This is a genomic window from Rhizobiales bacterium NRL2 (assembly GCA_001664005.1).
Taxonomy (GTDB): Bacteria; Pseudomonadota; Alphaproteobacteria; order Minwuiales; family Minwuiaceae; genus Minwuia.
This window is the reverse complement of the sequence record CP016093.1, coordinates 2,994,776-3,017,203: the sequence shown is the minus strand read 5'-3', so window position 1 is coordinate 3,017,203 and position 22,428 is coordinate 2,994,776. Positions and strand designations below refer to the sequence as shown.

Genomic DNA, 22,428 nt, shown 5'->3' with positions numbered 1-22,428 from the left:
GGCGTCAAAGCGACAGCGGCTTGATTTTCCGCGCCGCGGTCCCATTCTCGACCGCTCCGCCGCCAATCCCCCGGGACCCGTTCATCATGACCGACGACCAGCAGCCGAGGCTGCGCGCCAGCATGGCCGAAGGCGCGCGCGAATCGCTGGGCTTCGCCATCGGCGCCCTGATGTTCGGCGTGGTCTTCGGATCTGCCGCGGTGGCGGTCGGCATGCCGGTGGAGCAAGGCCTCGTCATGAGCGCGACGGCCTTCGCCGGCGCGGCCCAGTTCGCGGTGCTGCCGCTCTGGGAGCATCCGCTGTCCTTCCTCGCGATCGCCATTTCCGCGGCGCTGGTTTCCACGCGCAACATCCTGATGGGGCTCAGCCTTTCCAGGGATCTCAGGCGGGCCGGCTGGTCGCTGCGCTTGCTGGCGATCTTCACCCTGGTCGATGCGAGCTGGGCGCTTGCCATGCGTCATCGCGGACGACCGGATCTCGCCGCCTTCTTCTGCGGCAGTTCGCTTACCCTCTACGTGGCCTGGATGGCGGGCGTCGCGGCGGGGGGCATGCTGCCGGGTCTGCTGGGACCGGCAACGATCGCGGCGTTGGGCTTCGGCGGCGTGATCTTTCTCGGCCTGATCATCGTCCTGCTGGTCCGGGACAGGGTGGGGCCGCGTCTGCCCTGGCTCGTCTCCGCCGTCGTGGCGGTGGCGGTCTCGCCCTTTGCGCCGCCCAGCCTGACCCTTCTGGCCGCCGTCGGCGCGGGCGCGGCATCCACGCTGCTTCTGCCGGGAGGGCGCGCATGAGCGTGGAGACGGAGGCATGGCTGGCAATCGTCATGGTCGCTCTTGTTGTATTTACTTCAAGGGCTTCCGGGTATTTTCTCGGTTCCAGCATCAAGGAAGGCGGGCGTCTGCGGCGGCTCTTCGACGTGTTGCCGGGCTGTGCGATCGCGGCCGTGATCGCGCCTGTCATTGTCCGGGCCGGGCCGGTCGAGATCGTGGCGCTCGCCGCCGCCGCAGCGCTGCTCTGGTTCACCCACAATCTGGGCCTGGCGCTGGCGTCCGGACTGGTGGTGCTGATCGCCGGAGCCAATCTCGGACTGGTTCTCTGATCACGCGTGAGTGAAGCGGAAATGCACGAATATTCGCCGCCCAAGCCTTGTTAACCACGCGGCCGGTCACGACAATGCGCGCGTCGCCGGTCATCGGCCGGCAGGCGGGGAAAACAATGGGAGTGACGGTTCAATGCACAAGGTTCTGATGATTGGCGCGGCGGTCGTGTTCGCAGCAGGCGCTGCGTGGGCGGGCGCACACGGGTCCATGTCGGATCAGCGGGTCAAGGACATGAAGACGATCGGCGGCGCCATGAAGGCGATCGGCGACGGCGAAGGCGACGCGGTCGCCCACGCCAAGACGGTCAACATGCTGGCCCAGGGGCTGCACGCCAAATTCCCCGAGGGATCGATGGAATATCGCGCCAAGGCCAACATCTGGAGCGATGCGGAAGGCTTCAAGAAGTCCATGGACGAGATGGTCGCCGCCAGCGAGAACCTGGTCGATGCGGCCATGACCGGTGACCGGAGCAAGACCCTCGCGGCGCTCGGCGCCACGGGCAAGACCTGCAAGAGCTGCCACGAGACCTATCGCGGTCCGAAGCCCGGCGAATGATGACGGGGCTTCGCGCCCGAACGATCGGCTGGGCGGCCGGGGCGATGGCCCTGGCCGCCTGCTCGTCGGCGCTGGCGCAGGATCTGGTGGAGAAGGGCGCCTATCTGGTCCGGGCCGGCGGCTGCATCGCCTGTCACACGGCGAAGGACGGGGCGCCGCTGGCCGGCGGCCATGCACTGAAGACTCCGTTCGGCACCTTCTACAGCCCCAATATCACGCCGGATCCGGAGACCGGCATTGGCGCCTGGAGCGACGAAGATTTCGTGCGCGCCCTGCATGAGGGTGTCGCCCCGGACGGCGCGCGCTATTTTCCGGTCTTTCCCTATACCAGTTACACGAAGATGAGCCGGGAGGACGCGCTGGCCATCAAGGCCTATCTGTTCTCCCTCGAGCCGGTTTCGCGGGCCAGCCGCGAACATGACGTGGGCTTTCCCTTCTCCTGGCGGTTCCTGCAGCGCGGCTGGCGGCTGCTGAATTTCGACGAGGGCCGCTTCGATCCCGATTCCGGGCGGGACGCCACCTGGAACCGCGGCGCCTATCTGGTCGAGGCCCTGGCCCATTGCAGCGAGTGCCACACGCCGCGCAATGTCATGGGCGGTCTGGACGACGACATGTATCTCGCCGGCACGCCGGACGGCCCCGAAGGGCAGCTGGCGCCCAACATCACGCCGCACGAGACCGGCATCGGCGACTGGAGCCGCAACGATCTGGTGACGCTGATGAAGACCGCCATGCTGCCGGATTTCGACAGTGTCCAGGGCACGATGGAAGAAGCCATCGAGGATGGCCTGAAATACCTCAGCGACGAGGATCTCGCCGCCATCGCCGACTACATCATGTCGGTCAGGCCGATCGAGAACGAGGTCCGCGCGGCCCGCTGACCGGCGCCTTTGCGCTTCGCTCCCGCCTTCGGGCCCATGAGCGGAGGCGATGGGTGTCATGTGTCCGCGACTACTGGTGAGTAGCGTCAGGCGACGCTATGTTCCGGTCATGTTTCACGCAATGATGCCAAGTACGGCCTGACCCAACGAATTCGACGTGGCTGACATTCACAGAAACCTGCCTTCCGGCAATCGGGACCATCACGCGGTGATCGAGGCGCGCGACCATGGCGTCGCCGATCCGGCGCCGGCTGAAGAGCCGCGCCGGCGTCGGCGTTTCCTGCGCTTCTTCCTGCTGTTCGCGGTGCCGCTGGCCGCGCTGGTGGTGGGCGGCTATTTCTACGCCAAGTCCGGGCGCTACGTGACCACCGAGAACGCCTATGTGAAGTCGACCAAGGTCGCTGTTTCGGCCGATATCGACGGCCGCGTCGCGGCGGTGCACGTGGATCAGAACGACCGCGTTCGGGCCGGCGACGTGCTGATCGAACTCGATGGCCGCGACTGGGAGATTGCCTTCCGGGAGGCCGAGGCGGAGATCAACCGCGTGCGCAGCCAGATCGCGCAGCTCCGGGCCAACTACCGTGCCGAACAGGCGCTGCTGGACGAGGAGCGGTCGCGCATCGATCAGCTCAACAAGCAGTATCAGCGCTTCAAGAACCTGGCCGAGCGGGGCATTGCGCCCTCGCAGAAATTCGAGGAAGTCGAGGCCGAACTGGTCGCCGCCGAGCGCCGCGTCGCCACCCAGCGCGAGCGCGTGAATCAGGCGCTGCTCGCCATCGGCGGCAATGTCGACAAACCGGTCGAGGAGCACCCGTTGTTCCTCAAGGCCGAGGCGGCACGCGACGAGGCGCTGCTGGCGCTGGAGCGCACCCGGCTGATTGCGCCGGTCGGTGGCGTCGTCGCCGTCATGGACTTGGAAGTCGGCGAATATGTCGAGGAAGGCCGGCCGGTCTTCGCCATTGTCGACGACAGCGAACCCTGGATCGTCGCCAATCTGAAGGAAACGCAGCTCACCCACATCACGGTCGGTCAGAAGGTCGAGATCGAGCTCGACGCCTATCCGGGCGTGAGCTGGCACGCGGTGGTCGACAGCATCGCCCCGTCGACCGGAGCGGAATTCTCGATCCTGCCGCCGCAGAACGCGTCCGGCAACTGGGTGAAGGTGGTCCAGCGTGTTCCGGTAAAGCTGCGCCTGGATCCGGACCAGGACCGCCCCGCCCTGCGCGCCGGCATGACCGCTTCGATCGCCATCGACACGGGCCGGGAGCGCAAGCTTCTGACCGTCGCCCGTGCCGCGATCGCGCGCATCCGCGACTGACGCCGGCGCGGCCGGGGCGCGGCCATCCGTCCATTGTGACCCTCACGAAAGCCTGATATCCGGTCGGCTCACCATTCGGAGAGCCCCCGATGATCCCCCGCTATTCGCGTCCCGAGATGACCGCCATCTGGTCGCCGGAGAACAAGTTCCGAATCTGGTTCGAGATTGAGGCCCACGCGACCGACGCCCAGGCCGAGCTCGGTATCGTACCGAAGGAAGCCGCGAAGGCGGTGTGGGAGCGGGGCGGCTTCGAGGTCGAGCGCATCGATGAGATCGAACGCGAGGTCAAGCACGACGTCATCGCGTTTCTGACGTCGCTGGCCGAGCATGTCGGCGACGAGGCGCGGTTCGTCCACCAGGGCATGACATCTTCGGACGTGCTCGACACCTGCCTGGCGGTCCAGCTCACCCAGGCGGCGGACATCCTGCTGGCCGACATCGACGCGCTGCTCGCCGCACTGAAGCAGCGTGCGCTGGAGCACAAGATGACGGTCAAGGTCGGCCGCAGCCACGGCATCCATGCCGAGCCGACGACCTTCGGCGTCACTCTGGCGACCTTCTACGCCGAGTTCGCCCGCAACCGGGAACGGCTGGTCCAGGCCCGCCGGGACGTTGGCACCTGCGCCATTTCCGGCGCTGTGGGCACCTTCGCCAATATCGATCCGCGGGTCGAGGAGCACGTGGCGGAGAAACTGGGGCTGACGGTCGAGCCCGTCTCCACGCAGGTGATCCCGCGCGACCGCCACGCCATGTTCTTCGCCACCCTCGGCGTCATCGCTTCGTCGGTGGAGCGGCTGGCGACCGAGATCCGCCATCTGCAGCGGACCGAGGTGCTGGAGGCCGAGGAATACTTCTCGCCGGGCCAGAAGGGCTCGTCGGCCATGCCGCACAAGCGCAATCCGGTGCTGACCGAGAACCTGACCGGTCTCGCGCGCTATGTCCGCGCCCAGGTCATTCCGGCGATGGAGAACGTGGCGCTCTGGCACGAACGCGATATCTCGCATTCCTCGGTCGAGCGCATGATCGGTCCCGACGTTACCGTTACCCTCGACTTCGCGCTGATGCGCCTGGCCAACGTGGTCGGAAATCTCGTGGTCTATCCGGAGCGGATGAAGGCGAACCTGGAGCGTCTCGGGGGACTGATCCATTCACAGCGCGTGCTGCTGGCCCTGACACAGGGCGGGGTCAGCCGCGAAGATGCCTATCGCCTGGTGCAGCGCAACGCGATGAAGGTCTGGGATGCCGACGGCAAAGCCGATCTGCTGGCCCTGCTGAAGGCCGACCCGGAAGTCTCGGCGGCCGTTTCGGCGGCAAAGCTGGAGGCCATGTTCGACCTCGAATACCACCTGAAGCATGTCGACACGATCTTCGCGCGGGTTTTCGGCGAAAGCTGACTGACAGGCCGCGCCGCCGGCCCGGACCCGTCAGCCAGATTCACAGGTTTCGATCAGCCATCGCGGCGCGGTCGCCGGCCCGGAAGCCCGCCATTGGTGCGGCCGGGGCGGGCGCTCGTCTCGCCGCCACGCGGCGGCAGGGTCGAGCCCGGATGGTCCGCACGATGACGAACGGTGCGGGAAGCTTCGAAAATTGACATGGCGAAGACGTCGTACATCATTGATCTCCTCTGGTTGGGCGTCGTTTTCTCGAAAGAGAAGATGGTTCGAACCGTAGCCGGAGGCGAGCCAGCAATTATTCTCGTTCTGTAAGATGAATTGACATATGCCGACCCGTTGGGACCTGCCTTCGCTGACCTCGGTCAAGGCCTTCGAGGCGGCGGCGCGCAACCTGAACATGAGCCGCGCCGCCGAGGAACTGAACGTGACCCACGCCGCGGTGAGCCAGCAGGTGCGCGCGCTGGAGCGATGGCTTGGCGTGCGGCTGTTCACGCGCCAGGGCAAGGGGATCATGCTCACGCCGGAAGGGACCCGCTACGCCGAACAACTCAGCCGGTCCTTCGAGGTGATGGAGCAGGCCTCCCGTGAGGCCCGGCGCCAGTCCATGACGCGGCCGCTGGAGGTGAACACGACCACATCCTTCGCCTCGCGCTGGCTGGTGCCGCGCCTCGGCCGCTTCCAGATGGCTGCGCCGGAAGTGGAGCTTCGCATCTCACCCAGCCGCCAGCTTGTCGACTTCGACCGCGACCCCGTCGATGTCGCGATCCGTTATGGCGGCGGCGGCTGGCCGGGCGTCATCTCCGAGCGCTTCATGGCCGGCCGCATGGTCGCGATCTGCCATCCCGATCTGCTGCCGGCGGGCACGAAGGGCCTCACGCCCGCGCATCTCGCCAATCTCACCCTGCTCCACGACGCCGACTATTCCGAGTGGGAGCAATGGGTGCTGGAGAACGGCTGGGACATCGATGTCCGCCATGGCCTTGTCTTCGGGATGAGCACGCTGGTCGTCGAGGCGGCGCTGAGCGGGCAGGGCGTCGCCCTGACGGTGGAGTCGCTGGTGCGCCGCGATGTCGAGGCGGGGCGGCTGACCGCGCTCCACGATGCAGGGCGGGAATATGCCAGCGGCTATTACCTGGTCTATCGCGAACAGGATGCGGCGCGTCCCAACCTGGCCGCCTTTCTGGCGTGGATGCGGGCGGAGGCGGCGCGGGAGGCCGGGGACGGTCCGGTCAGATGACGCCGCGTTCGACGATCGGGTGTCCTTCCGGAATCCGGTCGTATCGGAAGCGGCCGAGTTCGAGCGAGTGGCTGCGCCCGTCCAGGATCCATTCGGCCAGCGCGCGGCCGACCGCCGGCGCCTGCTGCAGGCCGTGCCCCGAAAACCCGTTGGCGAAGTAGAGATTCCCGATTTCGGGATGCGGTCCCAGGATCGCGTTCTGGTCGAAGCTGTTGAAGTCGTAGAAACCGGCCCAGGCGCCGGTCATGCGCAGCCGCTCGAAGCAGGGCGCGCGGTGGGCGAGCGACGGCCAGATGAGATCGTCGAACGCGCTGTAGTCCGGCTCCAGTTCGCCGCCGTCCGGATCCGGCTGGCCGGGCAGGGGCGAGGAGCCGGTGAGGAACTGTGCGCCCTCGGGCCTCAGATAGACTCCCGACGGATCGATCAGCAGGACCGGATCGACGGGCGGATCCGGCGTGGTCACGGTGAACACCGTGCGCCGGCGGGGCCACACCGGGAGATCGATTCCTGCCGTCGCGGCCAGCCCGCCCGCCCAGGGCCCGGCGGCGTTGACCACGATACCGGCGCCAAGTTCGCCGCCGTCGCTCAAAGCCACGCCCGTCAACCGGCCGCCGTCCCGCATCAGACCGTCGGCCCGGTCCGTCACATATTCCACGCCCGCGTGAATCGCGCCGGCGCGGAACGCCCGCAGCAGGGCGTAGGCGTCCAGCCAGCCTTCGTCGCGCTCCCCCAGCGCCGCCGCCGCGACCCCCTCGGTGCTGATCCACGGCAGCCGGTCCGCCAGTTCCGCGGGCGTCAGCATTGCGACCGCGGCGCCCGTCGCCCGCTGGACGCGGACATTCGCGGCCAGGGTTTCCGCGCCCGCCTCTGTGGCGATGAACAGATAGTGCCCCTCGCGGAACTGCACGTCGGGCCGGTCCTCGCCATCGACGCCCAGCCGCTCGCCGGCCTGCCGGATGAAGTCGATGCCGAAGCGCGATATCAGGATGTTCTCGGGCGTGGAAAACTGCTGGCGGATCGAGCCGAGCGAACGTCCGGTGGCGCCCTGCGCGTAGGTCGGGTCCGCTTCGATGACCGTCACGCGGGCGTCGCAGCCGCGCGCCGCCTTGAGCCACCAGGCGATGGCCGAGCCGATGACGCCGCCGCCGACGATCACGATGTCCGTCCGCTTCATGGCGGCCAGCATGGAACGCGGTCTGCGGACCCGCAAGCCGGGTGACGCGGGGCGCGCGAGAGGGTAGAACCCGTGCCATGACTAGGACATTCGATCTGATCGTTTCGGGCGGCACGCTGGTCAATCACGAAGGTGAGGGCGCGGCCGATATCGGCATTACCGGCGGCGTGATCCGGGAAATCGGCGACCTCGGCAAGGCCGATGCGGGCGAACGCATCGACGCCTCGGGCCTGCACGTGCTGCCCGGGGTGATCGACAGCCAGGTGCATTTCCGCGAGCCGGGGCTGGAGCACAAGGAAGACCTGCAGGCCGGGATGGACGGCGCGGCGCTGGGGGGCGTCACGGCGATCTTCGAGATGCCCAACACGACGCCTTCGACGACGACCGCCGACGCCATCCGCGACAAGCTGGAGCGCGCGAAGGGCCGGGCGGCGGTCGATCACGCCTTCTATGTCGGCGCGGCGGTGGAGAATGTCGACGACCTCGCCGAACTGGAGCGCCTGCCCGGCGTCTGCGGCGTGAAGATCTTCATGGGGGCATCGACGGGCAACCTCCTGGTTCCTGACGACATGAACCTGCTGCGCGCGCTCAGGGTGGGGCGCAGGCGCGTCGCTGTGCACGCCGAGGACGAGCCGCGGATGAACGCCCGCCAGCACTTCCGCACCCATGACGACCCGTCGAGCCATCCCGTCTGGCGCGACGCGCAGAGCGCACTCAAGGCCACGCGGCGCCTGATCCGCCTCGCCCGGATCGCCGGACGGCGTGTGCACGTGCTCCACGTGACGACCGCAGACGAGATGGGTTTCCTGGCGGCCAACAAGGACATCGCCACGGTCGAGGCGACGCCGCAGCACCTGACGCTGAAGGCGGAGACGGCCTATGCCCGTCTCGGCACGCGGGCGCAGATGAACCCGCCGATCCGTTCGGCGGCGCACCGGGCGGGTCTGTGGTGGGCGCTGAACCAGGGCGTGGTGGACGTCATCGGCTCCGACCACGCGCCCCACACGCTGGAGGAGAAGGCGCGCCCCTATCCGCTGAGCCCGGCCGGCATGCCAGGCGTCCAGACCCTCGTCCCCATTCTGCTGAACCACGTGGCCAGGGGCCGGCTTAGCCTGGCGCGCTTCGTCGACCTGACGAGCGCCGGGCCGAACCGCGTCTTCGGTATTGCCGGCAAGGGCCGCATGGCCCGCGGCTATGACGGCGACCTGACCCTGGTCGATCTCAAGCGGAAGGAAACGATCCGTGACGCCGACATGGCCAACCGCTCCGGCTGGACGCCATTCGACGGCATGCGCGTGACCGGTTGGCCCGTCATGACGATCGTGCGGGGACAGGTCGCGATGCGCGACGGCGAATTGACGAGCCGGGATATCGGCCGGCCTGTCCGCTTCCAGGAGACGCTGTAGGTCGTCCCGGCATCTGATTGAACCGTCAAAGATTGTCGCCCTCGGACTCGATCCGAGGGCCTGTGCACCCCATCGCGCCGCGACACGGGACCTCGGGCCAAGCCCGAGGACATCAATGGAGTCAATCTGCCGGAGGATTGCTCTAATTCCTTGATCGAACGCGGGTTATGCGTCGGCCTGCGGCGCCGTGTTCCATGATCGCGCCGCCTCGCGGACAATCACCGATCCGTGTGCCCCCAAAATGCCTTAATTCGGCCCTTGGCGGACCGCGAGGCAAGACACATATCGGGTTCAAGGCAGCGTTCCGCGGACGTTCCGATCATAGTCAGGTGCCCCCCTCCACCTGCCCGGACCGTCCAAGGAAACTGCCAGGAAACGACATCAAAGGGTTTCACACCAGGAACCGGTGGACAATCACCCCTCCTGCGACCCGATCCACCGGGACCGACCTGGAACCCGTCGTTTCCACCAAATACTGGCCCGTCGTCCGGTCCTGAAAGTCCCCCCTCTCTTTCAGCCGGACGGCGGGCTTTGTTTTGTCTACCACTTGCCGAACAGATAGCCTCGTTCCCACGCCTTGCCGGTGCTTTGGCGGATGGCTTCGTCGGTGATGCCGACGCGGTTGAGACGCGCCTGCATCCAGTCCAGCAGCCGATGCTGCATATCACTGCGAACGTCCTCATGGCCGGGATCGCCGCCCAGATCGATCTGCTCGGCGGGGTCGTTTTCCAGATCGTAGAGCTCCGGCCGGAAGCGGGGATGGCGCACGTATTTCCAGCGTTCGGTCCGCACCATCCATGACTTCGCCTCGCGCGGTTCCAGACCCAGCGCCGGCCGGGCGTGACGCAGTGAATAGTCATGCCCGGCGAAGACGGCGTCGCGCCAGCCGGCAGCGCCATCGCCGCGGATGAAGGGGAGGAGGGAGCGGCCTTCCAGGCGGTGCCAGGCTGGCGCCCCACCGATCAGCTCAACCAGCGTCGGAATCAGGTCGATGGCTTCCGCCATGGCCTCGACCACGCGGCCGCGGCTGGCCTCCGCAGCCGGGGAGGGATCGACCACGATCAGCGGGATGCGGAGCGCCTCCTCGAAATAGAGCTCCTTCTCGCCCAGGCCGTGGTCGCCAAGATAGTCGCCATGATCGCTGGTGACGATGATGACCGTGTCCTCCAGACGTCCCCGGTCATCCAGGAAATCGATCAGCCGCGCCAGGTGGTCGTCGATCTGCTCGATTAGGCCCATATAGGCCGGGATCACGGTGTCGCGGCATTCGTCGCGGCGGAACTCGATGGATTCCGGATGATCGCGGAAGGCGGCCACCACGGGATGCGTCTCGCCTTCGCCCTGGCTCCGATTGCCGGGCAGGACATGCTCGCGCCCGTATTTCCTGTGATAGGGATCCGGCGCGACATAGGGCCAGTGCGGCTTGATGTAGGAGAGGTGCAGGCACCAGGGCCGCTCCCCGGCGTCATCGATGAAGTCCATGGCGCGGCGCGTCATGTAGGCGGTTTCGCTGTCCTCCTCTGCGGCTACCGTTGGGAAGCGGGCGTTACGCATCAACCAGCCCGACGGATCGCCGCCGTCGTCGCGGCGCACCGAATTGGCCGCCTCGTGCCACAGGTTCACGCCCTCATAGCCGCGGGCGCGAAGCCAGGATTCGTACTGCGTGTCGGGGACGAACGGCGCCAGTTTCTGCAGCCCGTCGTCGCGGTCCCAGGGTTCGAAGCCGCACTCGGCCAGGAACCGTCCAGGTCCCTGGGCAGGATCGAGACCGAGGCGGCGGATACCGGTCTCGTCCGCCTTCATGTGCGTCTTGCCGGCCAGCGCCGTCCGCAGTCCCAGCGGGTTCAGATAGTCGCCCAGGGTCCATTCGTCGGGCCGGAGCGGATAATTGTTGTAGCTGGCGCCGTGACTGAGGACGTAGCGGCCCGTGTAGAAGGACATGCGCGACGGTCCGCAGACCGCGCCCTGCACGTAGGTGTTGGCGAAGCGCACGCCCCGGGCGGCCAGTGCGTCGATGGTCGGCGTCCGCATCCAGGGATGGCCCGTGCAGCCCAGAAAATCGAAGCGGAGCTGGTCCGCCATCACGAAGAGGATGTTGCGTGGTTCGCCCAAGACTTCCGTTCCCGATGCACTGTCCGCCGCCATCCTAGTGGCGTGGCGCGCCGGCTCCAATCGCCGCGGGCCGCTGCAATTCCGTTTGATATATTCCAGAGAATGTATATATATATTCCACAGAATATTTTTATGGAGAACGGCGATGGTTTCGCGGCGGAAGTTCATCAGGATCATGGGTGCGGGCGGTGCGGTTGCCGCGCTGACGGCGGGCGGCGGCTACTGGGCGATGACCCGGGGCGCGATGCCGGACAGCGCGGTCGCTCCATGGCGGGCGCCGGGGCAGGGGATCGACGATCCCCGTATTCGCGCGGCCGCCCACGCCCTGCTGGCGCCGAACCCGCACAACATGCAGCCCTGGCTGCTGCGCCTGGAAGGCGATGACGCGCTGACGCTGCATGTCGACCTTGATCGCCTGCTGCCGGAAACCGATCCGCCGGGCCGCCAGATCCTGATCGGCCACGGGACATTTCTGGAAATCTATCGCATGGCCGCCGCCGAGAGCGGGCACCGCGCCGAGATCGAACTGCTGCCGGAGGGGCCCTTCGCGCCGGAGCGTCTGGACGGCCGGCCGGTGGCCCGCATTCGACTCGTCCGCGACCCGGGCGTCGTCCGCGATCCGCTGTTCGCGGCGGTCGCCGTGCGCCGAAGCAACAAGGAAACCTATGATACCGCCCATCCGGTGACGGACGGCGAACTGGCGGCGCTGACCGGTCCGGGCCTGCATGGCGCGCGGGTGATGGGCAGCAACGATCCGGCGCTGCGGCCGGTGCTGCGCGACCTCATGGAAGCCGGGCTCCGCCGCGAGATCGAGACGCCCCGCACGTTCAGGGAAAGCATCGACCTGATGCGGCTGGGACCGGAGGAGATCGCCCGCAACCCGGACGGCATCGAACTCGCCGGTCCGATGATCTGGTGGGGCACGCGGCTGGGGTTCGTCAGCCGGGAGGCCATCGCCACGCCTGGCACGGAGTCGTTCCAGATCGGTCTCGACATGGCCCGCGACCAGGCGCAGACGGCGATGGGTTTCGCCTGGGTGGTGAGCCCCGACAACAGCCGCCTGAGCCAGATCCGCGCCGGCATGGACTATGTGCGCCTCAATCTGCAGGCGACCGCGTCCGGCGTCGCGCTGCACCCCATGAGCCAGCTCCTGCAGGAATACCCGGAAATGGCGGACCTGCAGGCGCGGCTGCTGGATACGCTTGCGGTCGAACCGCCGGCGCATGTCCAGATGCTGGTCCGGCTGGGTCATGCGGCGGCGCCGGGACCGACGCCGCGCCGGCCGGTCGCTGCTATAGTCGGGGCATGAGCGAATCCGCCAACACATTCGTCCATGAGGGGCTGAGCGAACGCGAGCGGCTGCAGTGGGAACTGCTGACCAGCATCGGCATCTGCAACCAGCTCGCTTCCGAACGGGCGCGGCAGATCCTGGGCGAGGATCTGCCGCTGCCGTTGTTCAGCATTCTCAACCATCTCGTCCGGTTGGGCGACGACCGCACTGTCACCGACCTTGCGCGCGCCTTCCAGGTGCAGCAGCCCGGCATGACCAAGTCCGTGCAGAAGCTGCTGGCGAAGGGCTATCTCCGGGCCGAGGCCGATCCTGAAGATGCGCGCCGCAAGCGGCTCTTTCTGACGGCCGAGGGACGCGCGGCCCACGATGCGGCCCTCAGGCGTCTGGCCCCCGACGCCGCGCGGATCTTCGCCGACTGGCCGACCGATGAACTGGCGGCGTTGCAGAAGCCGTTGTTCCGTCTGCGCCGCTGGCTCGATTCGCACCGCAATGACGCCGCCGTCGACCAGATGTGAAGATCGCCGTCGTTGTCCGGCCGTCCTGCCGTCACCACCTGAACGGCAACGCAACGGACAACGGGAGGCGTGGCATGCGCCGCACAGCAGTGACCGCCATCGCCGCCGTGATCGCCCTTGCCGGCGGGGCGGCTAGCGCCGCCGAACCGGCCGACGGGGTCAGGACCATTCCGCTCGAGGTGAAGCTCGACTGGCAGAGCTTCGACCAGCGCGTGAACGGCGTGCATCTCGACTGCCGCATCTTCGACGGGCAGGGCGAACGTGTCGGCCACGGCACGCGCGCGGGCCGGATCGATCCCGCCTTCCTGTCGCGGCGCGGGCGCGTCGAGACGACCATGACCGGTTTCGTTGTGATGGAAACGGCGCCAGCTGCGGATCTGACCTGCTCCTGCGAGGCCCGCTTTGATACCCGCAGCATCTTCTTCCGCTCCGGCGACGACGATTTCGGGCGGCGTCCGTTCATGTTCTACCGCCCGCTGCATCGCGCGCGGACGCAGTGCGAGCCCGCGATGGCGCAGCGGCGCGACGAGTCTTCCTGACAGACCGGTTGAACACCGGCTAGAATCCTCCCGCGAAGTCCGAACGGGGAGCTGGGGATGACCGAGAAATTCGTGCCGGCGTACAGGACCGGAGAGCCGCTGCCCGGCTGGAAGGGCGCGGCGGGCCCCGGTGACGCGCCGATGACGGGCCGCTACTGCACGCTGGAGCCGGCGGGCCGGCCGGCTCAGGCGGACGAGCTCTACGAAGTCTTCCAGACGGGCAGCGAGGCGCGGGACTGGATCTACCTGCCCTATGGCCCCTTTCCCGATATCGAGACCTTCAGGGCCTGGTATCAGGCGACATGCACGGGCAGGGATCCCCTCTTCGTCCTGATCCGGGACGCTGCGAGCCGCCGCGCGCTCGGACTCGCCAGCTTTCTCAACATCGAACGCGCCATGGGACGGGTCGAGGTCGGTCACATCCATTTCTCCCCGGACCTGCAGCGGAGCGCCGCGGCGACGGAGGCGATGTACCTGATGATGAAGCGCGTCTTCGAGTGCGGCTTCCGCCGCTACGAGTGGAAGTGCGACAGCCTCAACGAACGCTCCCGGCGCGCGGCGCAGCGCTTCGGCTTCTCCTTCGAGGGTGTCTTCCGCCAGCACTACGTCGTCAAGGGGCGCAACCGCGACACCGCCTGGTACGCCTGCATCGACCGGGAGTGGCCCCGGCTGCGCGAAGCCTATGAGACGTGGTTGGCGCCGGACAACTTCGACGCCGAAGGCCGGCAGAGGCGCCGCCTCTCCGAACTCACTGGACCGGTTCTGGTCCACCGGGGATAGGCCGGGCGAACAGTGTCATCCCCGCACAAGGCGGCGATGACAGGGATTTTTGCCAGGCCGGTCGTGAAACGACGGCCTTGCCCTATTCGGCGGCCTCGGAAGCGTCGGCCGGGTTGCGGAACGCTGCCAGCAGTTCGGCCTCCTTCCGCTTCGCCTGGGCCAGGTTGCGCTCCTTGATGTGGCCGTACCCCTTGATCTGCTCGGGCAGCTTGGCGAGCTCCAGCGCGGTCATGTAGTTGGCGCCGTCGAGCTTCGCAGCGACCTCCTCCATCAGCGCTTCGTAGTCGGCGATGAGCTGGCGCTCGTGACGGCGCTCCTCGGTGCGTCCGAAGATATCGAAGCGGGTGCCGCGCAGGCCCTTCATCTTCGCCAGCACGCGGAACAGCGGCATGACCCAGGGGCCGAATTCCTTCTTCCCGACCTCGCCGGTCTCCGGGTCGGGCCGGCTGACGATCGGCGGCGCGAGGTGGAACTTCAGCTTGTAGTCGCCCTCGAACTGCTCGCGGATGCGGCGCATGAAGGTGCCGTCGGTGTAGAGCCGGGCGACCTCGTATTCGTCCTTGTAGGCCATCAGCTTCGCGAAGTTCCGAGCCACCGCTTCGGCGAGGCCGGTGAAGCCGCCGCCAGCGGCCTTGTCAGCCTTCTCGATCCTGCGCACCAGCGCCTCGTAGCGGTCGGCATAGGCCGCGTCCTGGTACTTCGTCAGCAGATCGCGGCGATGGGCGACGATGTCCTCCAGGTCCGTGAGCGGCTTGTGGAACGGCACCACGGTGCCGGTCGGCTCGGCCGCCTTCTCGACCCGGTCGATGTCGTGAGCGGCCAGACGGCCCCAGTTGAAGGTTTCCTTGTTCATGGCCACGGCCACGCCGTTCAGCTCGATGGCGCGCATGATCGCCTCCAGGCCGACGGGAAGCTGACCCCGCTGGTAGGCGTAGCCCAGCATGAACAGGTTGGTGGCGATGCTGTCGCCCATCAGCGCCGTGGCGATCCGCGTGGCGTCCAGGAACTCGGTCTGGTTGTCGCCGGCCGCCTGGCGGATGGCGTCCTGCATGGCGTTCGGGCCGTACTGCAGATCCGGGTTGAGCGTGAAGGCCGCTGTCGGCGCCAGGTGGCTGTTCACGATGGCGCGTGTGCCGCCATTGTCCATGGTCTGGAGCGCGGCTTCCGAGGCGGCGACAACCATGTCGCAGCCCAGCACGAGATCGGAGCCGCCCGACGCGATGCGGACGGCCTGGATATCCTCTGGGCGTTTCGCGATGCGGACATGGCTCATCACCGCGCCGTTCTTCTGGGCGAGGCCGGTGTAGTCCAGCACAGACGAGCCCTTGCCCTCCAGATGCGCCGCCATGCCGAGCAGGGCGCCGACGGTCAGCACGCCGGTGCCGCCGATGCCGGTGACCAGAATGCCGACCGGTTCGTCCACGGACGCGGTCTCGGGCGTCGGCAGATCGGCGACGATGTCGTCGATCCCGCCGGAGGCCTTCGTCGGCGCCGAGGCCCGCTTCGGCTTGCGCAGGCCGCCGCCATGGACGGTCACGAAGCTGGGGCAGAAGCCGTTGACGCAGGAGAAATCCTTGTTGCAGCTCGACTGGTTGATCTTGCGCTTGCGGCCGAATTCGGTCTCGTCGGGTTCGACGGAGACGCAGTTCGACTTTACCGAACAGTCGCCGCAGCCCTCGCAGACCTCGGTGTTGATGAAGGCGCGCTTCGGCGGATCGGGATAGAGGCCGCGCTTGCGCCGGCGGCGCTTCTCGGCGGCGCAGGTCTGGTCGTAGATCAGCACCGTGCAGCCCGGCGTGTCGCGCAGATCCTTCTGCACCTGATCCAGCTCGGAGCGGTGATGGATCGGGGTGCCGGCAGGGAAGGCGTCCGCCGGGTACTTGTCGGGTTCGTCCGTGACGACCACCAGCTTGGTGATATTCTCCGCGCTCACCTGGGCGGCGATGTCCATCGGCGTGAGCTGGCCGTCATGCTGCTGTCCGCCGGTCATGGCGACCGCGTCGTTGTAGAGGATCTTGTAGGTGATGTTGACCCCGGCCGCCGCCGAGGCGCGGACCGCCAGCAGGCCCGAATGGAAGTAGGTGCCGTCGCCGAGGTTGGCGAAGACGTGCTTGTCCTCGGTGAACGGCGCCTGGCCGATCCAGGGTGTGCCCTCGCCGCCCATCTGGGTGTAGGTCGAGGTTTCCCGGTTCATCCACACGGCCATGAAATGGCAACCGATGCCTGCGGTGGCGCGGCTGCCTTCGGGGACGCGGGTCGAGGAATTGTGCGGGCAGCCGGAGCAGAAGTAGGGCATGCGCTCCAGCTTCTGCTCGCCGTCCTTCGCCTGCGTGGCCATCGCGGCCATGCGCTGCTTGCGCTCCAGGAAGTCGAGGCGATCCTCGATCTGCGGGCTGGTGTGGACCGGCCGCAGGCGCTGGGCGATGGCCCGGGCGATCTCGGTCGGACCCAGCTCGCCGTGGCTCGGGAACAGCCAGTCGCGGTTCTCGTCGAACTTGCCGACGACGCGCGGGCGGACATCCTCGCGCCAGTTGTAGAGCTGCTCCTTGATCTGGTTCTCGATCAGGGCGCGTTTCTCCTCGACCACCAGGACCTCTTCCAGACCCTCGGCGAAGTGACGCGCGCCTTCCGGCTCCAGCGGCCAGGGCATGCCGACCTTGTAGACACGCAGGCCGATATCGGCGGCCATCTTCTCGTCGATGCCGAGATCTTCCAGCGCCTGCATGACGTCCAGATAGGACTTGCCGGTGGTGATGATTCCCAGCCTAGGCTTCGGGCTGTCGATGACGATGCGGTCGATGCCGTTGGCGCGGGCGAACGCAATGGCGGCGTAGGTCTTGTAGCGGTGGAGGCGTTCCTCCTCCTTGAAGCGGTCGTCGGGCCAGCGGATGGACAGGCCGCCCTCGGGCAGTTCGATGTCCGGCAGGGTGACGTTCACCCGGTGGGGATCGATGTAGACGCTGGCCGCGCTCTCCACCGTCTCGGAAACGCACTTGAAGCCGACCGCCACGCCGGCGAAGCGGCTCATGGCCCAGCCGAGCAGGCCGAAGTCCAGATACTCCTGCACGTTCGCCGGATGCAGCACCGGTATCATCGCCGAGGCGAAGACATGCTCCGACTGGTGCAGCAGCGTGGACGAGACGCCGCCATGGTCGTCGCCGGCCAGCAGCAGCACGCCGCCATGCTTCGACATGCCGGCCGAGTTCATGTGCTTGAGCACGTCCAGCGAGCGGTCGACGCCCGGGCCCTTGCCGTACCAGATGGAGAAGACGCCGTCATACTTGGCGCTGGGATAGAGGTTGGTCTGCTGCGAGCCCCAGACGGCCGTGGCCGCCAGATCCTCGTTCACCCCGGGCTGGAAGTGAATGTGGTTCTTTTCCAGGAATTTCTTCGCCTGCCAGAGCTGCTGGTCATAGGCGCCGAGCGGGGAGCCGCGATAGCCGGAGATGAAGCAGCCCGTGTTCAGGCCGGCCGCGACGTCGCGCTGGCGCTGCATCATGGGCAGGCGGATCAGCGCCTGGATGCCGGTCAGGAATACGCGGCCTTCCTCCAGCTCGTATTTGTCGTCAAGAGTGACCTCGGCAAGACTCATCGGAAGTTCCTCTGGACCAGTGGCATGGGTGTATTGGAAGGTACTTCGGAGCAGACTGAAAGTCAATATTAGGTCAGTTTTGCTGACCTAATCGAGGGGCCGCCTCAGCACGATCCGCGCCCCGCCGAGGTGTCCGGCGCGAACCAGTCCGACAAAGACCTCGTAACCGGCCATGTAGCGGTCGTGCGCGTCGCCGCCATGCACATCCAGCGTCGCCTGGCGCAGGCTCCGGTACATTTCCATCCGCTCCGTCAGGATGCCCACCCAGTCGGCCGACAGGTCGTCGACCTGCACGACCTCGAAGCCCGCGGCCACGGCCATCTTCCGGTACTGGGCGGTGCTCTGGATGTTGACCATCTGCATGCCGCCGGTGGCGATGGCTTCGCGCTCGCTCTCGGTCAGCGCCGGGGCGGCCACCAGGTCGGTGAAGGCGAACCGGCCCCCGGGTTTCAGCGCCGCCAGGATCGAACGCATCACGGCCAGCTTGTCGGGAATGTGGAGCATCGCTTCCTGACTGATCGCCACGTCGATGCCCGAAGGCGAAAGCGGCACGCGCTGAGCGTCGGCGCGCACCACGCAGACCCGTCCGTCCAGGCCTACCAGCCGGTTGAGCCGGCGGGCGTCGCGGCAGCGTCCCTCGTTCAGGTCCAGGGCCAGGACCTGGACGCCGGGCCAGCGCTCCGCGATCAGGCGTGCAGGCCCGCCGATGCCGGCGCAGATGTCGGCGACCGTCTGTCCGTCCTCGATGCCGGCCGCCGTCGCCAGGGCCAGCACCGCATCGACGCCACCATAGTGATCCTGATCGTGTGGCCGCAGGTCCGCCGCGCCCGGGCGTTGCGGGTCACCGCCCGATGCCGCCACTGCCGCCAGCACCTGCTCGGCGTTGATCGGGTGGCGGTCGTAGAGATCGACCTCCGCGCCGCTCACCACGCCAGTTCCAGTATCTCGCGGACCTGTTCCGGGTTGTCGATCGGTCGGGGATTGGTGCGCACCCACATGTTCTGCATCGCGCCGGCGACGATGTCGTCGAACTGCTCGCGCTGGACGTCCATCGCCCTGAGGCTGCCCGGCTGATCCAGCGAGCGCACCAGATCGGCGACAGCGCGAGCGGCGTCGCCATCCTCGCGTCCCATGGCGCTGGCGATCCATTTCTGCCGTGCCTCGGTGTGGCTGAGATTGTAGCGCAGCACCGGCGCCAGCATGACGCAGGAGGTGTGGCCGTGGCTCATGCCGGTCACCGCCCCCAGGCTGTGGCCGATGCCGTGGCTGGCCCCGTACTGGACCCTGAGAATGCCGGAGCCGGACAGCCATGCTGCCTGCTGGCAGGCCAGCCGGGCGCCCATGTCGGACGGATTGCGCTTGGTGGCGGGCAGGGCGTCGTTGAACAGGCGCAGCGCCTGCAGGCTGCAGCCGTCGACCATCGGCGAGGGTTCGATCGCGCAGATGCCCTCCACGGCATGATCGACGCCGCGGACACCGGTGGAGAGCCAGAGCCAGTCCGGCGTGTGGATGGTCACCGCCGGATCCAGGATCACGGTCATCGGGTTGATCCCCGGCGCGGTGTAGCCGTCCTTGATCCGGCGCACCGGATCTGTACACCCGCCCAGATTGGAAAACTCCGCCGCCGAGAGCGTCGTCGGCACCGCCACGTGAGGGCAGGGGGGCGCCCCGATCTTCGGGATGTGGCGGCTGCCGTCCGCCAGCACCTTCATGTGCAGATCGCCCATGCCGTCGACCGTGTCGACGCCTTCGGCCATGCAGACGAGCATCACCTTCACCGCGTCGATCGGCGTGCCGCCGCCGACAGAAAGCAGCAGGTCCGGTTCCGCGGCCCTGGCCGCCCTGACGGCCTCGATGACGCAATCGCGTGGCGTGTGCTCGCGAATCTCGTCGAAGACGCCGGCGAAGCGGTCGCCGAGCGCTTTCCTGATCCCTTCGATCACATCGGTCTGGCGGTTCAGCGTCTTGCTGGCGACCACAAAGACCCGCCGGGCGTTGCGCTTCTCGGCCTCGTCGGAAACGGCCTCGGCCGCCGGCCGGCCCCAGACCACGCGGTCCTGGGGCAGGAATTCGTGCTGTCCTGGCTTCATGCTACCCGTTCAGTCCCCGCGATCCTTCAGCGCCAGCTTGCCGGCATTGTAGGCCTCAAGATTGTTCAAAGCCTCGTCCTGGACAAGCAGATCGAGGAAAAGCGTGCGTTCCAGACCGAGTGCGTCGGCGTCGCCGGGCTCGTTGGCGGCGCGTGCAATGCGCTTGATATGGCCGACGGCCAGCGGCGGGTGCGCGGCGATCCGTTCGGCCACGTCGACCGCATGGGCGACGACGTCGCCCTTCACGACCCCGTTCAACAGACCGAGCCCGAGGGCCTGAGCCGGGCCGAACGCCTCGCCCAGCAGGCAGAGCTCCATGGCTTTCGCCGCGCCGATCATGCGCGCGGTCCGTACCACGCCGCCCGCGCCGGGGAGAATGCCGAGCGCGATCTCGATCTGGCCCATGCGGTAGTCGCCCTCGGCTGCGAAACGCATGTCGCAGGCCAGCGCCAGTTCCAGCCCGCCGCCCATGCAGGTGCCGTTGATCGCGGCGATGTGTGGTTTCGGGCTCGCCGCGATGGCATCGAAGACCCGATCGATATTGCGCGGCGGCAGGCGGCGCTCGGCACTGAAACCCAGCCCCTTCTCCCGGAGCGACTGGGACATCCCCGCCAGCACATCGGTGTCGAAATGGCGGATGAAGACGCCGTCGGCGGCGCCGGTGTAGACCACGGCGCGCACCGCTGCATCGGCGTCGAGTTCCGGCGTCAGCACCTCGAGGTCGGCCAGCGTGTCATTGTCCATATAGCCGTGCGGCGGATTGTCGAACCGGACCAGCGCCACGGCGCCGCGGCGCTCCACCTTCAGTTGCTTCATCGGATTCCTCCCGGAGAATCTGGCATCATTCTGAAATACGCGCGGATCAGAATCATCCCCTTGCGGCGGGACGGGGTGTCCCGTCCGCGGCAGGACGACAGGGATCGTCAGAGGAAAGGGGCCGGGAACGCCACATGACAGTCAAGGCCGAAGATCAGCAGGATGCGGCGCGGCCGCCGTTTCTGCCCTTTCCCGCGCGGGCGGTGCGGCAGGGTCTGCTGATCGCCGCGCCGACGGCCGCGCTGTTCGGCGGGTTCGCGGCCAACACCGATGTCTCGCCGGAGACGGCGCTGTTCTGCTGGCTCGGCGTGAACGCACTGGCGCTGGCGTTGATCCAGCGCCAGATGCGGCAGCTCTGGCGGATGCGCCAGGCAGTCCGCCGCCTCAGCCGCGACCAGGCCCGGGGCGAGGCGGAGACCGAGGGCGGCTCGGGAAGCTCGAATCTGGCTGCCGAGATCGACCGGCTGAGCGCCGACCTGGTCGGCGAGCGCGCCCGCGCCGTGGCCGGGGAGGCCGCTCTGCGCGCGGTGCTCGACAGCCTGCAGCTTCCGGTTCTGATCTTCGACGCCGGCCGCCAGCTACGGTTTCTCAATCTCTCCGCGCGTGATCTGCTGGGCCAGGTGCCGGAGGGACGGGACTTCGCCGCGGCCCTGCGCAACCCGGACGTCCTGGCCGCCGTCGACCGCGTCATCCGGGGCGGGGCGTCGGAGGACGCGGAGTTCCGGATCTATCAGCCGGTGCCCCGCCGTCTCAGGGTCCGCATCGAGGCTCTGCCCGGGCTGTCGGGCGCCAGCCGGTCCTTCATCGCCATGATCGACGATCTCACTGATTCGGAGCGCATGCGCGAAATGCGCTCCGACTTCGTCGCCGACGTCAGCCACGAACTGCGCACCCCGCTCGCTTCGGTGCTCAGCATCGTCGAGACGCTGAACGGCGCGGCGCGCGACGATCCGAAGGCGCAGCAGCGATTCCTGAAGATGCTGGAGGAGCAGGCGCGGCGCATGGCGCGGATCGTGGAGGATCTGCTCTCGCTCAGCCGCATCGAAATGCACGAACACCAGGCGCCGACGGGGGTCACCCAGCTCAACGATGTTCTGCGCCATGTCGCCGAGGTCTGCCAGTTCGCCGCCGGCGAACGTGACATGCGCCTGGAGATCGACCTGCCGGAGCGGCTGGACGTGGTGGGCGATTCGCACGAGCTGACCCGCCTGTTCCAGAATCTGGTCGACAACGCCCTGAAATACGGGGACCGCGGCACTGCCGTCCGGATTCACGCTTCGGTGACGCGCAACATGGCCCGTGTCGCCGTGAGCGACCGCGGTCCCGGCATTCCGCGCGAACACATCCCGCGCCTGACCGAACGATTCTACCGTGTCGACAAGGGCCGCAGCAGGGTGGCCGGCGGCACCGGGCTCGGCCTCGCCATCGTCAAGCATGTCGTCAACCGCCACCGCGGCGAACTGAAGATCAGTTCGGTGGAAAACGAGGGCTCCACCTTCACCGTGGAACTGCCCCTGGCCCCCGGCTAAATCCATGCTGCAACTGCGAAAATAATTGTGGCACAAATCTGTAATATGACTGTCACAAAGCCCCGCTACGTCCGGCCCTGCTGTTTCCGACATGGAGGAACA

Annotated in this window: 19 protein-coding genes; 13 read left to right on the top strand and 6 right to left on the bottom strand. The window is 67.5% G+C overall.

Annotation, left to right across the window (positions count from 1 at the left end):
- The first annotated feature begins 86 nt into the window (after positions 1-86).
- The 7 genes from TEF_14015 (at position 87) to TEF_13985 (ending at position 6,482) form a co-directional block, all read left to right on the top strand.
- Complete coding sequence (locus tag TEF_14015; GenBank protein ANK81785.1) at positions 87-788, top strand: hypothetical protein; 702 nt, start codon at positions 87-89, stop codon at positions 786-788.
- Positions 785-1,096 (top strand): hypothetical protein, encoded by a 312-nt coding sequence (locus tag TEF_14010; GenBank protein ID ANK81784.1) that lies wholly within the window; start codon positions 785-787, stop codon positions 1,094-1,096. The genes TEF_14015 and TEF_14010 overlap by 4 nt, the downstream gene beginning before the upstream one ends.
- Before the next feature lie 133 nt (positions 1,097-1,229).
- Positions 1,230-1,652, top strand: a complete 423-nt coding sequence (locus TEF_14005; protein ANK81783.1) for a hypothetical protein — start codon at positions 1,230-1,232, stop codon at positions 1,650-1,652.
- Complete coding sequence (locus TEF_14000) at positions 1,652-2,533, top strand: hypothetical protein (protein ANK83491.1); 882 nt, start codon at positions 1,652-1,654, stop codon at positions 2,531-2,533. Before TEF_14005 ends, TEF_14000 begins: the two co-directional genes overlap by 1 nt.
- 211 nt (positions 2,534-2,744) lie before the next feature.
- Entirely contained in the window at positions 2,745-3,851 is a 1,107-nt protein-coding gene (locus TEF_13995) for a hypothetical protein (GenBank protein ANK83490.1), read from the top strand.
- An 89-nt stretch (positions 3,852-3,940) separates the two neighbouring features.
- A complete protein-coding gene (locus tag TEF_13990) occupies positions 3,941-5,245 on the top strand; it encodes an adenylosuccinate lyase (protein ID ANK81782.1) in 1,305 nt (434 codons plus the stop codon).
- A gap of 325 nt (positions 5,246-5,570) precedes the next feature.
- Positions 5,571-6,482: a hypothetical protein gene (locus TEF_13985; protein ID ANK81781.1), complete on the top strand. Its 912-nt coding sequence runs from the start codon at positions 5,571-5,573 to the stop codon at positions 6,480-6,482.
- On the opposite strand, the gene TEF_13980 is transcribed toward TEF_13985, so the two are convergent.
- Positions 6,475-7,656, bottom strand: a complete 1,182-nt coding sequence (locus TEF_13980) for an FAD-dependent oxidoreductase (protein ID ANK83489.1) — start codon at positions 7,654-7,656, stop codon at positions 6,475-6,477. The genes TEF_13985 and TEF_13980 overlap by 8 nt on opposite strands.
- A 77-nt stretch (positions 7,657-7,733) precedes the next feature.
- On the opposite strand from TEF_13980, the gene TEF_13975 reads away from it, so the two are divergent.
- Positions 7,734-9,062, top strand: coding sequence for a dihydroorotase (locus TEF_13975; protein ANK81780.1), 1,329 nt, complete (start codon positions 7,734-7,736; stop codon positions 9,060-9,062).
- A 540-nt stretch (positions 9,063-9,602) separates the two neighbouring features.
- Here TEF_13975 and TEF_13970 read toward each other — a convergent pair.
- Positions 9,603-11,174, bottom strand: a complete 1,572-nt coding sequence (locus tag TEF_13970; GenBank protein ID ANK81779.1) for a phosphonate monoester hydrolase — start codon at positions 11,172-11,174, stop codon at positions 9,603-9,605.
- A 145-nt stretch (positions 11,175-11,319) separates the two neighbouring features.
- Between TEF_13970 and TEF_13965 the strand changes: the two genes are divergently transcribed.
- From TEF_13965 to TEF_13950, 4 genes are read left to right on the top strand one after another with little or no spacing between them, the layout of a single operon-like run.
- Entirely contained in the window at positions 11,320-12,483 is a 1,164-nt protein-coding gene (locus tag TEF_13965) for a hypothetical protein (GenBank protein ANK81778.1), read from the top strand.
- Positions 12,480-12,980 carry a hypothetical protein gene (locus TEF_13960; GenBank protein ID ANK81777.1) on the top strand — a complete coding sequence of 167 codons (501 nt, stop codon included), beginning with the start codon at positions 12,480-12,482 and terminating at the stop codon, positions 12,978-12,980. The genes TEF_13965 and TEF_13960 overlap by 4 nt, the downstream gene beginning before the upstream one ends.
- Complete coding sequence (locus TEF_13955) at positions 12,977-13,519, top strand: hypothetical protein (protein ID ANK81776.1); 543 nt, start codon at positions 12,977-12,979, stop codon at positions 13,517-13,519. The genes TEF_13960 and TEF_13955 overlap by 4 nt, the downstream gene beginning before the upstream one ends.
- 57 nt (positions 13,520-13,576) lie before the next feature.
- Positions 13,577-14,299 (top strand): hypothetical protein, encoded by a 723-nt coding sequence (locus TEF_13950; protein ID ANK81775.1) that lies wholly within the window; start codon positions 13,577-13,579, stop codon positions 14,297-14,299.
- Between the two features lie 82 nt (positions 14,300-14,381).
- On the opposite strand, the gene TEF_13945 is transcribed toward TEF_13950, so the two are convergent.
- From TEF_13945 to TEF_13930, 4 genes are all read right to left on the bottom strand, one after another.
- Positions 14,382-17,891 carry an indolepyruvate ferredoxin oxidoreductase gene (locus TEF_13945; protein ID ANK81774.1) on the bottom strand — a complete coding sequence of 1,170 codons (3,510 nt, stop codon included), beginning with the start codon at positions 17,889-17,891 and terminating at the stop codon, positions 14,382-14,384.
- An 87-nt stretch (positions 17,892-17,978) separates the two neighbouring features.
- Entirely contained in the window at positions 17,979-18,821 is an 843-nt protein-coding gene (locus TEF_13940; protein ANK81773.1) for a hypothetical protein, read from the bottom strand.
- Positions 18,815-19,981 (bottom strand): alcohol dehydrogenase, encoded by a 1,167-nt coding sequence (locus TEF_13935; GenBank protein ID ANK81772.1) that lies wholly within the window; start codon positions 19,979-19,981, stop codon positions 18,815-18,817. The genes TEF_13940 and TEF_13935 overlap by 7 nt, the downstream gene beginning before the upstream one ends.
- A gap of 9 nt (positions 19,982-19,990) precedes the next feature.
- Complete coding sequence (locus TEF_13930; GenBank protein ANK81771.1) at positions 19,991-20,797, bottom strand: hypothetical protein; 807 nt, start codon at positions 20,795-20,797, stop codon at positions 19,991-19,993.
- Positions 20,798-20,979: 182 nt separating this feature from the next.
- Between TEF_13930 and TEF_13925 the strand changes: the two genes are divergently transcribed.
- On the top strand, positions 20,980-22,326 hold the full coding sequence (locus TEF_13925; GenBank protein ID ANK83488.1) for a hypothetical protein: 1,347 nt from the start codon (positions 20,980-20,982) through the stop codon (positions 22,324-22,326).
- Positions 22,327-22,428: the final 102 nt, after the last annotated feature.

What these genes read in the sequence shown, in the direction of transcription:
- TEF_14015 (ANK81785.1), top strand. Translation starts at nt 87, where the DNA reads ATGACCGACGACCAGCAGCCGAGGCTGCGCGCCAGCATGGCCGAAGGC.
- TEF_14010 (ANK81784.1), top strand. Translation starts at nt 785, where the DNA reads ATGAGCGTGGAGACGGAGGCATGGCTGGCAATCGTCATGGTCGCTCTT.
- TEF_14005 (ANK81783.1), top strand. Translation starts at nt 1,230, where the DNA reads ATGCACAAGGTTCTGATGATTGGCGCGGCGGTCGTGTTCGCAGCAGGC.
- TEF_14000 (ANK83491.1), top strand. Translation starts at nt 1,652, where the DNA reads ATGACGGGGCTTCGCGCCCGAACGATCGGCTGGGCGGCCGGGGCGATG.
- TEF_13990 (ANK81782.1), top strand. Translation starts at nt 3,941, where the DNA reads ATGATCCCCCGCTATTCGCGTCCCGAGATGACCGCCATCTGGTCGCCG.
- TEF_13985 (ANK81781.1), top strand. Translation starts at nt 5,571, where the DNA reads ATGCCGACCCGTTGGGACCTGCCTTCGCTGACCTCGGTCAAGGCCTTC.
- TEF_13980 (ANK83489.1), bottom strand. Translation starts at nt 7,656, where the DNA reads ATGAAGCGGACGGACATCGTGATCGTCGGCGGCGGCGTCATCGGCTCG.
- TEF_13975 (ANK81780.1), top strand. Translation starts at nt 7,734, where the DNA reads ATGACTAGGACATTCGATCTGATCGTTTCGGGCGGCACGCTGGTCAAT.
- TEF_13965 (ANK81778.1), top strand. Translation starts at nt 11,320, where the DNA reads ATGGTTTCGCGGCGGAAGTTCATCAGGATCATGGGTGCGGGCGGTGCG.
- TEF_13960 (ANK81777.1), top strand. Translation starts at nt 12,480, where the DNA reads ATGAGCGAATCCGCCAACACATTCGTCCATGAGGGGCTGAGCGAACGC.
- TEF_13950 (ANK81775.1), top strand. Translation starts at nt 13,577, where the DNA reads ATGACCGAGAAATTCGTGCCGGCGTACAGGACCGGAGAGCCGCTGCCC.
- TEF_13945 (ANK81774.1), bottom strand. Translation starts at nt 17,891, where the DNA reads ATGAGTCTTGCCGAGGTCACTCTTGACGACAAATACGAGCTGGAGGAA.
- TEF_13935 (ANK81772.1), bottom strand. Translation starts at nt 19,981, where the DNA reads ATGAAGCCAGGACAGCACGAATTCCTGCCCCAGGACCGCGTGGTCTGG.
- TEF_13930 (ANK81771.1), bottom strand. Translation starts at nt 20,797, where the DNA reads ATGAAGCAACTGAAGGTGGAGCGCCGCGGCGCCGTGGCGCTGGTCCGG.